General features: G+C 32.9%; 9 protein-coding genes. 2 read left to right on the top strand and 7 right to left on the bottom strand.

All coding sequences use genetic code 11. From position 1 onward, the window contains the following. Positions 1 to 19: 19 nt before the first annotated feature. On the bottom strand, positions 20 to 346 hold the full coding sequence (locus tag CW733_RS16170) for a thermonuclease family protein (RefSeq protein ID WP_100998521.1): 327 nt from the start codon (positions 344 to 346) through the stop codon (positions 20 to 22). A 159-nt stretch (positions 347 to 505) separates the two neighbouring features. On the opposite strand from CW733_RS16170, the gene CW733_RS16165 reads away from it, so the two are divergent. Continuing rightward, positions 506 to 1,306 carry a DUF6503 family protein gene (locus CW733_RS16165; RefSeq protein WP_100998519.1) on the top strand — a complete coding sequence of 267 codons (801 nt, stop codon included), beginning with the start codon at positions 506 to 508 and terminating at the stop codon, positions 1,304 to 1,306. 1 nt (position 1,307) lies between these two features. Continuing rightward, positions 1,308 to 1,883: a DUF2911 domain-containing protein gene (locus tag CW733_RS16160; RefSeq protein ID WP_100998517.1), complete on the top strand. Its 576-nt coding sequence runs from the start codon at positions 1,308 to 1,310 to the stop codon at positions 1,881 to 1,883. Between the two features lie 82 nt (positions 1,884 to 1,965). Here CW733_RS16160 and CW733_RS16155 read toward each other — a convergent pair whose 3' ends face one another. From CW733_RS16155 to pgmB, 6 genes are read right to left on the bottom strand one after another with little or no spacing between them, the layout of a single operon-like run. Further along, positions 1,966 to 3,387 (bottom strand): alpha-amylase family glycosyl hydrolase, encoded by a 1,422-nt coding sequence (locus CW733_RS16155; RefSeq protein WP_100998515.1) that lies wholly within the window; start codon positions 3,385 to 3,387, stop codon positions 1,966 to 1,968. An 11-nt stretch (positions 3,388 to 3,398) separates the two neighbouring features. After that, a complete protein-coding gene (locus tag CW733_RS16150; RefSeq protein WP_100998908.1) occupies positions 3,399 to 5,069 on the bottom strand; it encodes an alpha-amylase family glycosyl hydrolase in 1,671 nt (556 codons plus the stop codon). A 7-nt stretch (positions 5,070 to 5,076) separates the two neighbouring features. Beyond that, positions 5,077 to 8,556, bottom strand: a complete 3,480-nt coding sequence (locus tag CW733_RS16145) for a TIM-barrel domain-containing protein (RefSeq protein ID WP_100998513.1) — start codon at positions 8,554 to 8,556, stop codon at positions 5,077 to 5,079. A 49-nt stretch (positions 8,557 to 8,605) separates the two neighbouring features. Beyond that, positions 8,606 to 10,525 carry a glycoside hydrolase family 13 protein gene (locus tag CW733_RS16140; RefSeq protein WP_100998512.1) on the bottom strand — a complete coding sequence of 640 codons (1,920 nt, stop codon included), beginning with the start codon at positions 10,523 to 10,525 and terminating at the stop codon, positions 8,606 to 8,608. Between the two features lie 19 nt (positions 10,526 to 10,544). Then, positions 10,545 to 12,851, bottom strand: a complete 2,307-nt coding sequence (locus tag CW733_RS16135; protein ID WP_100998510.1) for a glycoside hydrolase family 65 protein — start codon at positions 12,849 to 12,851, stop codon at positions 10,545 to 10,547. A 58-nt stretch (positions 12,852 to 12,909) separates the two neighbouring features. After that, complete coding sequence (gene pgmB, locus CW733_RS16130) at positions 12,910 to 13,566, bottom strand: beta-phosphoglucomutase (protein WP_100998508.1); 657 nt, start codon at positions 13,564 to 13,566, stop codon at positions 12,910 to 12,912. Positions 13,567 to 13,568 lie beyond the last annotated feature (2 nt).

Here is a 13,568-nt window from a genome sequence, read left to right as displayed (position 1 = left end):
CTTTAATGAGTCGCTTTTTTTATGGAAGATAAACTTTAGCATGACCATTATCTACTAACCATTTATTAAGATCTAATCCATCAATAAGAATAGTTGCCAAATAACGTCCATATTTGCCCTGTTTATCTTTATAAGAATGTATTTCTACTTCTTTATCTAAAATCATTTCACGCACGATATCTCTTACCTTCTTCCCTTCTATTTTTTCTGCGCCTCGCATTTCTGGAGTATCAATACCAAAAAGTCTTAATTTCATTTCTTGAGAATGAAGAAACCCTAAATCCACAACTGCAGTAACAGTATCTCCATCGTAAACGGCTATTATTTTTGCTTTGTAATTATACATTTTTTATTTATTTTATTAAATATAACAGTTAACTAACTCATAATCAACAAAAATTAATTAAATCATTTACCTTAAGAAGGTGATTAATTATTCCTTCATTGAAAGTTGTTTGCTTTGAATACGACAAAGTGAGTAGTTTTATAAAAATTAAAATCAACAATGTCTATATTAAAAACTGTTTCAGTTCTCCTTTTTGCATTTGTATTCTTTTCATGTAATAATAAAAATAATACCACAACTGATTCTTTAGAAGAAACCGTTAGCACTTCTGAAAACGATAAATTGACAAAATCTCAGATAATTTTAAATGAAACAATCGCTGCTCATGGTGGTGATTTATATAATTCAGCACATTATTCTTTCGTTTTTAGAGATAAAATTTATCAATTTAAAAACGACGGAAACAACTATGAATATAGAAAAAACTATAACAAAGATGAGTCTACAATAAATGATATTTTAACAAACGAGAATTTTAAGAGAATAATTAATGGAAAACCTGTAGAACTTTCTGAGAAAGAAATTACAAGTGGAACCGGCTCAATAAACTCTGTTATTTATTTTGCAACTCTTCCATATAAACTAAGTGACAAAGCTGTAAATTCTAAATATATTGAAAGCACCATCATTAAAGGCAAGAGTTACGATGCTATAGAAATTACATTTAATAAAGAAGGTGGTGGAGAAGACCATGATGACGAATTTTACTATTGGATAAATAAAGACACAAAAAAGATAGGTTATTTGGCTTACAGCTATAAAGTAAATAAAGGTGGTGTTCGTTTTAGAAGTGCTTACAATACTAGGGTTATAGATAGCATAACATTTCAAGATTATATAAATTATAAAGCTGAAGTTGAAACGCCTTTAAAAGATTTACCTGCTCTTTATGAAGCTGGTAAACTAATAGAGCTTTCTAAAATTGAAACTGAAAATATAATTAATTTAAACAAAAACTAAAATGAATAAATTACTATTTATTATCGCAGTTGTATTAATGGGAACGACTGTAAATGCACAAAAATTTGCAAAAATGGACAAAAGCCCAATGGATCGCGCTTATTATCCAGATGAAGCACCACACAGAACTTTTGAAAAAAATATTGCTAAACAAAAAGCTTTATTTCCGCAAATGAGAGTTACTTATTCTCGTCCTGCTAAAAAAGGGAGAGAAGTATTTGGAAAACTTTTGAAATTTGGAGAAGCTTGGAGAATTGGAGCAAACGAATCTACAGAAATTCTATTTTTAAATGATGTGCTTTTTGGCGGAAAAGAGATAAAAGCAGGACGTTATACTTTAATTATTATTCCTACTGAAAAAGAATGGACATTAAAGTTAAACACAGAATTAGATGGTTGGGGAAATTACGGTTACGATGCTAGTAAAGATATTGCTAGTGTTACTGTACCTGTAACAAAAAGCACTAAAGAGATTGAGAACTTATCGATTGCTTTATACGAAGCTTCAGAAAAAAAGGTGCATTTAAAAATAGGTTGGGATGCAACAGTTGCCGAATTTCCTATTACTTTAAAATAAACATATTAAAAACAAAAAAGCTTCACAAATGTGAAGCTTTTTACTTAGTTACAATGTCAAGCCCTAATATAGTCTACAACAACTACTCTACTAATATTTTATACTCCCAAGGTTCTAATGTTATTGCATCTCCATTAATTTCGAATGCAGTGTTTGACATATAATCTATATACTTTCCTTTTTGTGGCAAACTTGTTTTCAAAGCTTTATCAGACATGTTCGCAAAATATATAATAGCACTTCCATTTTTACTTCGTTTAAATGCTAAAACATTTTTATTAGCAACTTCTATTTCTTCGAAGGAAGCAGCATATTTCCCTCCATGTAAAGCAGAACTAGTGATTTTAAGCTTAGCTAGTTTCTCTAACAATTTCCATGTATTTCCTTTGGTATGCGGAAAACTATCTTTCTCAAAAAATAATAATTTGTGATCTAAGTCATACTCTTGACCAGAATAAATTAATGGCATTCCTGGTGTTAAATAACTTAAAACGGTCATGGTTTCACTAGCATCACCCATACGTTCTTTTATAGTTCCATTCCAAGAATTTTCATCATGGTTGGTTACAAAGTTCATAAGGATATTATTAGCTTCATAAGTTTCATTTCTATCTTTCATATACGTTATAAAAGCTGTTGCTTTTTCTTCGCCTTGAGCTATTTTATTCATAGCATGATGTCCATCCCAAGCATAACCCATATCAAATAATCCCTTTTTAAACAATTCTGGCTCCCAAGCTTCAGCAAGCATAAAGATGTCTTTTTTAGCACGTAATTCTGGAATGGCTTGTTCCCAAAAATTCGTTGGTACAGATCCTGCAACATCACATCTAAAACCATCAATACCTTCTTTTGTTAGCCAATAACTCATATCTACAATCATTGCTTTACGCATCTCCTGGTTGTTGTAATTTAAATCTGCAACATCTGTCCAATCGGTTCCTTCTGGATGCACCACTTCACCCTTATCGTTTTGCGTGTAATATTCTGGGTTGGTTTTTAACCACATATGATCCCAACCTGTGTGATTAGGAACCCAATCCAATATTACATAAATTCCATTATCATGAGCAGTAGTTACCAAGCTTCTAAAATCTTCGATAGTTCCAAATTCTGGGTTGATTTTAGTGAAATCGGACACTGCATAGTAGCTTCCTAAATATTTACCTTGTTCTGTTTCTGGAAAGTCGGTTGCAAACTTGCTGTTTTCTCCTCCTGTTGCTTTACGTTTTGTTTCTGAAATAGGAAAAACAGGCATTAACCAAATCACTTTTACACCTAATTGTTTTAACTGCGGAATGTCTTTTGTGAATTGTTCAAAAGTTCCTTCTGGTGAATATTGTCTGATGTTTGCTTCGTAAATAACCGCAGTTTCTAAGTCTGAGTCTGATATTGGTTGAAGTGTTGTTTTTTCTTCTAAAACTTGTTTTACGTCTTCTTGTTTTTTCTCTTCTTTACAAGCCAAAATGGTTATAAAAAAAACTAATGCTATTACTTTTTTCATGGTCGTTTTTATTATTGTTTTTCTATTAAAATAATATTTGTTTCTGCTTCTATTGTAATTGTTCCATTTTTAACTTCAAGCGTTTGTCCTGAGTAAAAATCCGTGACCTGTTCTCCTTCTTTAAAAACGGAAGACACGTTAATGTTATGTTTGCCTTTTGGCAAGTCTAAACCAATAATAACTTCGTCTTTAAAATCTGCTTTGGTATAACGTCTACTAAATACGTAAGGCGTGTCATTTATCATTTTATGTTTTCCTGCTCCAACTGCTGGATGGTTGCGTCTAAACTGACCTAGTTTTTGCCAATGGATTAATAAGTCTTGTTTGTATGGCATTTCGTTCCAATTCATGAAACTTCTTAATGTTGCATCTCCAACTGTACCTTCTATGGTTAAATCTCTTGCAGACTCGTCTCCATAATATATTTGAGTTGCTCCAGGAGATAGTAATAAACGTGTAGCAGTTTCGTATGTTTTTTCTCTGTTGGCATCAAATGGTTGTCCATCGTCATGAGAGGTTAAATAGTTTAAAACTCCGTAGTCTTTTAAGTTACTATTTAAAATACTATCGTAATTTTTAAACTGCTCCTCATACGTTTGTTGTGCAGCATTCCATTTAAATTCAAAATTGATTAGACTATTAAAAGCATCATCAAAATAGTTGACTTTTTTATCTCCAAAATCGAAAGCTGTTCCTGCCGAAATTCCGTAATTATAAACTTCTCCTACCAAGTAAAAGTTAGTATCGTCTAATACCTTCTTTGGGTTGTTCTGTTTAAATTCCGCGAAAGCGTTATCACAAATAGTTTTAAGTTCTTGCCAAACGTAAGCTTCGGTGTGCTTTACGGTATCTACTCTGTAACCATCAATCCCGAAATCCTTTACGTAATCACTTAACCATTTCATGATATAAAAACGAGGTGCACGAGGATAACCTGTGGTTTTAAAAAACGCATCTAACTCAGTAACTTCTTCGTTATAACGACCTTCAGCTTTCCATTTTTCAACTAATTGTGATGGTAACTCTACAGCATCATTGCTTTCTGTTTTAATGTCTGGAAGATTTTTAACCAACGTGCAGGTTACGGTATTATCGTAATTTTTATAATTACATTGTGGTCCAGTTCTTACCCAGTCGTTTGGCCAAACAGGATCTTTATCTGTTACTGGTCCTGTGTGATTAATAACTGCGTCTAACAAGATTCGGATGCCTATTTTATGTGCAGCATCAACTAATTTTTTTAAGTCATCTTTGGTTCCTAAATTGGCGTCAATATTGGTCCAATCTTTAGTCCAATAGCCATGAAACCCGTAAGTTACTCCAGTACCTTCGTCTGTACCACCATGAATTTGTTCAACAACTGGTGACATCCAAATGGCGTTTACACCTAAATTAGTAAAATAACCATCTTCAATTTTTTGAGTAACTCCTTTTAAGTCACCTCCTTCAAAACCACGTAAAACACCTATTTCTTTGGTTCTGTCGTAATTAACATCGTTGGTTATATCTCCATTATTAAAACGGTCTGTTAACAGAAAATAGACGTTTGCTGCTTCCCAAACAAAAGGTGTTTTGGCTTCTTCTTTTGGTTGAATTTTGGCTAAATCTGGATTTGCTTTCGAATTTGTTTTACAACTGAAAGCTGATAGTATTATTGCTATTAAAAGTATGCTCTTTTTCATGTTATACTTAATATTTAATTTGTGCTTCAACGTCTTTTAACGTATTCCAATTCACTTGAAAAGTCAATATTTTTGTTGTTGAATTATAATTGAAATCTATTTTTTTTCTGTTGAATTTTATACGTTTTGGATCCTTTGGGAAATTATGAATAATAACGTCTATGCTTTTTGTTGACGTTGCATAATTAGCACCTATTTCAGCTTCAAATTCTAACTCTAAACTTTTTGTATTCGTTTCAGATTCAAACTCCAGAATTTCATATTCACCCTTTTCAAAAGCATTTCTAGTAGTACCATCGTCATTATATAATGTACGTTCACTTTCGGTAACTGCTTCATCAAAATAATAATGTAAGTCAAACGTGTTTCCGTTATATTCTGCTGTGCTTTGCATTGGTTTTGCTATCGGAATAAATGCACCGCCACGAACATAGGTTGGAATGTTATTTTCTTCTGTTTTAACAGAAAGATTTTGTCCTCCAGTTACTTTTTTATTGGTATAAAAATTAAACCAATTACTGTTTTTCGGAAAATAAACTTCAGCTTCTTTTTGATTAGGGTTTACAATTGGAGTGATTAAAAAATCATGTCCCCAAAGGTATGTTGATGCGCTATTTAATAATTGATGATTATCGTCTTCATCAAAAAATAACGGTCGCATTAAAGGTGCTCCAGTTTGATTATTTTCAAACACTAAATTGTAATTATAAGGTAATAAATTATATCGCAACTCAATAGCTTGTTTTGCTAACGCTTTGGCTTTATAGCTTCTATACACAGGTTCTGCAGGTACATCTTCCTGCGCATGTGGTCTATAAACAGGTTGAAAAACGCCATATTGCAACCAACGCGCATACAACTCGTCGTCTAAATTATTACCTGCAAATCCACCTAAATCGCTATGCATATAGGCTAAACCTTGCATTCCCATTTGTAATGCAATTTCTGGTTGAGATTGTAATCCGCCCCATGTTCTATTAACATCTCCAGACCAAGGAATCATCCCGAAACGTTGCGAGCCTGAACTTCCTGCACGCATTAAAATGAATGGTCTTGTGTTTGGGAAATTTTTACTGTACATGTCTTGCACTAGTTCTGCCCAATGATGACCATAAATATTATGCACTTCGTCTGCTGTTCCTGTGGCGTGTTGTAATCCTTTAGGATGTACTTCTGGTTCTCCTAAATCTCCCCAAACACCAGATACACCCAAATCTGATAAGTCTTTATAAATATTTTGAAACCATTGTTTCCCCTTTGGATTATAAATATCTATCAATCCTGTGTTTCCAAAATAGAAATCGAAAGTAAATGGATTTCCAATAGAATCCTTAGCCAGAACATCTTCTTTTACTGCTTCTTCCCATCGCTTAGAGGTTGTTAAAATAAAAGGTTCTGTAACCAAAACCGTTTTCACGTTGTTGTCTTTTAATCCTTTTACCATTTGTTTTGGATTAGGAAAAGAATCGCGATCAAACGCTAGGTTCCCCATAGTCCCTTGGACGGTTTTTCCAAACCAAAAGATGTCAATAATTATGGCATCTAACGGAATCTTCTCGTCTCTAAACTTCTTAACCGTTGCTTCGACTTCTTGTTGCGAATGATAACCAAAGCGACTAGAAAAATTACCTAAAGCCCAACGTGGTGGCATAGGTTGTCTACCTGTCAATTTGGTATAGTTTTTAGTTAAGTCTAACCAAGATTCTCCAACCACAACCTGATAGGTTTTTCTGCCAGAAATAGTCTCGTACGTTAACGTATTGTCTTTTTTACTATCTAAATCTAAAAACCCTATTGGTGCATTGTCAAAATGAATTAAATACTTATTGGATGACACGACGATTGGCATCGTGTAATTCATTAATTCACTTCTATCTTCATAACCATAATGTGCTTTATTGTACAATTCTAAGCGATTACCTCTTCTGTTCATGCCTAACGCTCTTGCGCCTCCACCATATAAAACTTCTTTTGGAGTTAGGTTTAATTGGATGGTTTCGAATTCGTCAGTTTTCTGATAACCATTTTTTTCTGAGGTGACTTCTTTTCCGTTATACCAATATGAAATATGAAAAGGTGCTTTAGTGATTTGCACCGTTAAACCTTTAGATTGTAATGAGATTTGAGCATTGTTTTCATTATAACTTACATCTGAAAAAGCATCTTTTAAAACTACTGCATGTGATGGTTTTAATAATTCTGTTTCACCTGCTGGAACAAATGTAGTTTCAGTAATTTCTGGCGTATAAAACTGAATTTTATATGTTCCGTCGGAAACGTTTATTTGTAATTGATTGTCTTTAAAATTCGCCTTTATAAATTCTCGTTTTTCAATAGCATCTTCAAATAACCATGTGATAGCCTCTTCAAAGTTATTTCGCCATAAGGCTTCATTATGCTTACCTTTAGGAACAACTTTAGATTGTATGTTATCCTCTGCAAAACCATTGTCTTGTAAAACAGTAATCATGTCCTCCATGTCTATTACTGTTTGGCTAATCTCATTATATCCTGCGTTGTCGCCTTCTTTTCCTCCTGCTAAAAAGTACATTTTTGTATTTTGAAGATTAGCATGTTTTTTAGTAAACTCATTTACTTCTGGAGCAAACCAAAATGCAGGTGAATACACACCAACTTTACCAAAAACATTTGGATATTTTAACGCTGCATAATGCGAAATTAAGCCTCCCATGGAGCTTCCAAAAACGGCTGTATTATTCCTGTCTTTTTTAGTATTATAATTAGTATCAATGTATGGTTTTAATGTTTTTACAATAAAATCTACATACGCTTCTCCTTCCCCTCCACCATATTTGTTGTTTACCCAAGGAGAATATTCATCTAATCGTTTAGACTCACCATTATCTACACCAACAACAATAAGTTTTAAGTTGGCTTTAAATAATTTATCTAAAGTTTCGTCTACATTCCACTCGCCATAACCAGAAGTAGTTACGTCAAAAATATTTTGACCATCGTGCATATAAACTACAGGATAATCTTGCTTTGATGTGTTATAATCTGGTGGTAAATAAATAGAAACCCGACGTTTTCTATTAAGTTGTGGTATATTAAATGTTTCCGAAATAATAGAAACATTTTTTGAAGCTGTAGAGACTTCCTTAGTGTCAAACAAATGACTCCAACCTGCAATTTTTACATGTATTGTGTCGTTAGGTTTGTTAAACTTATAAATACGATTATCTATTGTCTCACCTGTATTGCTGCTCTCTGAAGCATCCCAATTACCTAAGCTAAACTTATATAAAATACGTTGTTCTATTTTAGGAAGTGTGATTTGAAACTGTTCATTTACTAATTGTAACTGGTAGTCTTTATGTCCTCCAGACCAACCTTCAAAATCACCTGAAATAAATATAGTTGCTTCTTTTGGTGTGTCTTTTGGAAGTTCATCAATAATTATTGTGACTTGTGCAACTGTTACTTGAAAAAGTAAAAATGATAATATGTATAATAAATTTTTCATGTTTAATCTTTAAAAGTGGATTCCGCATCAAGTGCGGAATGACAAACAATTATATTTTTGTGGTTAGCAACAAACTTCCTCTTTCGTTTAAGATAATTTCATCTTGCCACTTGAAAGTTTCACCAGAAATTATATTTTTTAATATTTTTCCTTGTAATCCTACTTCTTCAAAACGTTTTAAATCTATAGTGATTGGTTCTTCATTTTTATTAATGATTAAAACAACGGTTTCTCCTTCAATAATTCTGAATAGAAAATAGGTCCCCATAAAAGGTGCAAAATGAATGGTTTTCCCATCATGCATAGCAGCACTTGATTTTCTGTAATTCAACACTTTTTTAAGAAACAATTGCATGTCCTTTTGAGCGTCTGTTAAACCTTCTGATGTAAAAGCATTTGCTGAATCCCCTTGCCAACCTCCTGGAAAATCGGCACGAATTAAACCATGATCTCCTGGTTTAGCAAAGTCATTCATTAAAATTTCGGTACCATAATATATTTGCGGAATACGCGGTAAAGCTAAGACATAACTTAAAGCTGTTTTTGTGTTTGGTATGTCGCCTTTTAATTGTGTAAAAATGCGACTCATATCATGATTATCTGGAAAAATCATTATGTCTTTAGGTGATGCATAGGCAAAATCATTAGCTAAACCTTCGTAGATTTTGACTAATCCCGTATCCCATTTTTCTGCTTCGTTTAAAGCGTCTACAATATTTTTTTGCATGGCAAAATCCATGGTTGACCTTAAATTAGATTGGTAACCATCTTTATTTTTATGTCCATCTTGCCAATAGGCAATTAGCAATGGGTTTGTACTCCACTCTTCTCCAACAACACTAAAATTAGGATATTCGGTCATGATTGCTCCAGCCCAATTTGCCATAAAAGTTTTGTCTGAATAGGGATACGTATCTTGTCTAATTCCAGTTAAATTTAAAGTTTCAATCCACCAAATACTATTTTGAATAATATAGTTAGCCATATATAAATTTCGCTGATTTAAATCTGGCATTGCAGATACAAACCAACCTTCAGCCATTTCCTTTTTATCGCGTTTTGCAGCGTACAAATCTTGATTACTTGTACGTCTATGATTGGAGTTGTTTAAGGATTGTTTATTCTCAAAACGTTCTTGTTGGTTTACCCAATCTTTAAACGGTAAATCTTGCATCCACCAGTGCTCGCTTCCACAATGATTTGCTACTTGATCCATTATTAAACCAATGCTTTTTGCTTTGGATTTATCTGATAATTCTTTGTATTCCTCTAAGGTTCCGTAACGTGGATCGACTTGATAAAAATCGGTCATTGCATACCCATGATATGACGACTCTGGCATGTCGTTGGTTAATAAAGGACACGACCAAATTTGGGTAAAACCCATCTCTTGAATGTAATCTAAATGCTGAATAATCCCTTTTATATCTCCACCATGTCTACCATAATCGTCTTGTTTGTTTATGGTTTTTTCATTTAAACTAACATTAATATCATTTGATGCATCTCCATTAGCAAAGCGATCTGGAGTTATTAAATAAATAGCATCACTGCTATCAAAACCTTGAAAATAGGAAGGGTCTATTTCTCTATCTTTTAATTGATAGGTTTGCACCAATTGTTTTCCGTCTTTAAAATTAAAGTAGATATTAAATTGTCCTGCTTTAGTGTTGTCTGAAACATTTAAATCTAAAAACAAATAATTTGGACTATCAGCTTTATGTACTTCCTTTATAGAAACGCCTTGATAATTAATGCTTGGTGATGCTTCAGAAATATTAGGATGTTTGACTAATAATTGAAATTGTGTATTTTTAAAACCAACCCACCAATTAGGTGGCTCGACTCTTTCTATATCGTTTTTAACTTCGGTAATGCCCTCAGAAACTATCGTTTTTTCTGTTTCATTTTTACAAGAAAAACTAGCACTAATTAATATGATTAATGCTATGTGTATTAATTTTTTCATCTTAATTAGTGCATTTAGTTTAAATTTTCACTAAATTATTTGGTGAAACAGTCAAGGGATTACTATTTACTATTATTTTTAAATCTATGTTGCCTTCTAACTTGAAAGTCGTTTCAGATTGTGACACATTCACTTTTAAAATTTGATCTCTAAAATTCACTTTAAACGAGTAAGCATCCCATTCTTTTGGAATACGTGGTTCAAAATTTAGCATGTCATTTTTTATACGCATACCTCCAAAACCTTCAACAATACTCATCCAAGTTCCTGCCATACTGGTAATATGCAAACCTTCTTCTACCTCTTTATTATAATCGTCTAAATCTAAGCGAGATGTGCGTAAGTAAAAGGTGTAAGCTTGATCCATTTGATTCAATTTAGCAGCCTGAATACTATGTACACAAGGTGATAATGAACTTTCGTGAACTGTAAATGGTTCGTAAAAATCGAAATGACGTTTCAACTCTTCAGTTGAAAATTGATCTTCAAAAAAGTAGAAACCTTGTAAAGTATCTGCTTGTTTAATATATGGCGAACGTAAAATTCTATCCCAACTCCATTTTTGATTTATAGGTCTATCTACTTTTGGTAAGTCTGCAACTGTAATTAATTCTTTATCTAAAAAGCCATCTTGTTGTAAAAACACTTGATGCTTTTCAGAATATGGAAAGTACATATTATCAGCTACCTTTTTCCATGCATGCAACTCTTCGTGCGTGATTTTTGTTTTACCAGCAATACGCAAGTAGTCGTCGTTATAACCTTCTTTTACTTTATCTATATTTTCTAAAGCATAATCAATACACCATTTTGCTAAATAATTAGTGTAAAAATTATTGTTGATGTTATTTTCATATTCATTTGGACCGGTAACACCTAAAATAACATACTGGTTTTTATCTGTTGAAAACGTGGCGCGTTGTTGCCAAAATCTTGCTATTCCGATAAGGACTTCTAGTCCCATTTCTGGAATATAAGTATAATCTCCGGTGTAACGATAGTAATTAAAAACTGCAAATGCTATAGCTCCATTACGGTGGATTTCCTCGAAGGTAATTTCCCATTCGTTATGGCACTCTTCACCATTCATGGTTACCATTGGATATAATGCTGCTCCGTTTTTGAAACCTAACTTCTCCGCATTTTCAATCGCTTTTTCTAAATGATTATAACGATATTTTAATAAGTTACGTGCAACTTTTTGGTCTTTGGTAGCCATGTAAAACGGTATGCAATACGCTTCGGTGTCCCAATAGGTACTTCCTCCATATTTTTCGCCTGTAAATCCTTTTGGACCAATATTTAAACTAGAATCCTTTCCTAAATAGGTTTGATTTAGTTGAAAAATATTAAAACGAATCCCTTGTTGTGCTTTAACATCTCCATCGATAGTGATGTCTGACATTTTCCAAATCGCAGTCCAAGCTTGTTTTTGATCTTCTAACAATTGAGAAAACCCTTTGTCTGAAGCAGTGTGTAATGCTTTTTTTGCTGCTGAAACTAATTGCATTTTATCATGATTACGATCTACCGTATAACCTCCAAACTTAACAACACTTGCGGTTTCGCCTGTATTGACCGAAACTTTATAAGTAAATGCAATTGAATTTGATTGCTGAGCAACTTCAGGTTTCTGATCTTGTTTTTGGTTATTTACAAAAACTGAAGACTCCATAAATGTACAGGTATGAAAACCAGTTTTCATAGTTTTTGCTTCAATAAACGCTTGTTTATCTTCTGTAGACACCTTTAAAGTGTCCCAAAATTGGTCATCCCAATTGGTATCTTCATTGGTAATACCTGAATCTAAATACGGTTGAAACTTAATTGTAGCATCACCATTTAAAGGTATTACTTGGTAGTTAATTGCTCCTAATTCGTCTAAATCTAAACTTAAAAAACGTGTTGTTTTAACTTCTACTTGTAGTTTGTTTTGAAGCGTTGCAGTAAATGATCTAGACAACCAACCCTCTTTCATATTTAGCTCTCTTCTAAAATCACCGACTTTAGCACACGTATTTAAATCTAATTGTTCTCCATTAATTTCTACATTAATACCTATCCAACTTGGTGCGTTTAACACCTTAGCAAAATACTCTGGATAGCCATTTTTCCACCAACCTACTCTAGTTTTGTCTGGATAATAAACACCTGCAATGTAACTTCCTTGAAAGGTTGGGCCTGAATAGTGCTCTTCAAAATTAGCGCGCTGACCCATTGCACCATTTCCGATACTAAATAAACTTTCTGAAGATTTTACGCGATCGGCATCAAAACCTTCTTCAATTATAGACCAATTGTCTGGTTGTATATAATCTTGATTCATTTTTATATTTTTTTGATGAAAGACACTTCGACAGTACGTAGTGAAACTTTCTACTTTCTTATCTATTTATTAATTCTTCTATGAAGCTATTTTCTATTTCAGTAAAATCTGAAAAAATATAATCTGCTTCTTGTAATACGTTTTTCTCGCCAATACCAATAGAAATCATGTTTGCAGTATTTGCAGCTTGTACACCTGCTACTGAATCTTCAAATACAATACAATCTTCTGGCTTCATTTTTAAATGCTGTGCAGCTATTAAAAAGACTTCTGGGTCTGGTTTTGCTTTACTAACATCGTTACCATCTACTATCGCATCAAACTTTGAAAGTAAATTCACTTTTTCCAAAATTGGCCGTGCATTTTTACTAGCAGAACCTAATGAAATGGGTTGTTGCTTCTTGATTAAATAATCTAAAATTTTTGGTACATCAGGTAAAATTTCTTCATCATTCATTTTTGCAATGAAGCTTAAATACTCTTCATTTTTTTTACCCATTAATGATGCAAACTGTTCTTCTGAAATGGTTTTGTTTCCCCATTCTAATATTTTTTCTAATGATTTTACTCGGCTAACGCCTTTAAGTTGTTCGTTTTGCTCGTGCGTAAAATCAATATCTATACTTTTTGCAAGGTTTTGCCAAGCTAAAAAGTGATATTTGGCAGTGTCTACAATAACACCATCTAAATCGAATATGAATCCTTTTTTACTCATCT

Source organism: Lacinutrix sp. Bg11-31 (genome assembly GCF_002831665.1).
Taxonomy (GTDB): Bacteria; Bacteroidota; Bacteroidia; order Flavobacteriales; family Flavobacteriaceae; genus Lacinutrix.
The sequence above is the reverse complement of the archived record's forward strand: the minus strand, read 5'-3'. Positions and strand labels throughout refer to the sequence as shown.

Bases quoted from the DNA above. Each gene is read 5' to 3' on its own strand.
- CW733_RS16165 (WP_100998519.1), top strand. From the start codon at position 506: ATGTCTATATTAAAAACTGTTTCAGTTCTCCTTTTTGCATTTGTATTC.
- pgmB (WP_100998508.1), bottom strand. From the start codon at position 13,566: ATGAGTAAAAAAGGATTCATATTCGATTTAGATGGTGTTATTGTAGAC.
- CW733_RS16140 (WP_100998512.1), bottom strand. From the start codon at position 10,525: ATGAAAAAATTAATACACATAGCATTAATCATATTAATTAGTGCTAGT.
- CW733_RS16160 (WP_100998517.1), top strand. From the start codon at position 1,308: ATGAATAAATTACTATTTATTATCGCAGTTGTATTAATGGGAACGACT.
- CW733_RS16150 (WP_100998908.1), bottom strand. From the start codon at position 5,069: ATGAAAAAGAGCATACTTTTAATAGCAATAATACTATCAGCTTTCAGT.
- CW733_RS16170 (WP_100998521.1), bottom strand. From the start codon at position 346: ATGTATAATTACAAAGCAAAAATAATAGCCGTTTACGATGGAGATACT.
- CW733_RS16145 (WP_100998513.1), bottom strand. From the start codon at position 8,556: ATGAAAAATTTATTATACATATTATCATTTTTACTTTTTCAAGTAACA.
- CW733_RS16135 (WP_100998510.1), bottom strand. From the start codon at position 12,851: ATGAATCAAGATTATATACAACCAGACAATTGGTCTATAATTGAAGAA.
- CW733_RS16155 (WP_100998515.1), bottom strand. From the start codon at position 3,387: ATGAAAAAAGTAATAGCATTAGTTTTTTTTATAACCATTTTGGCTTGT.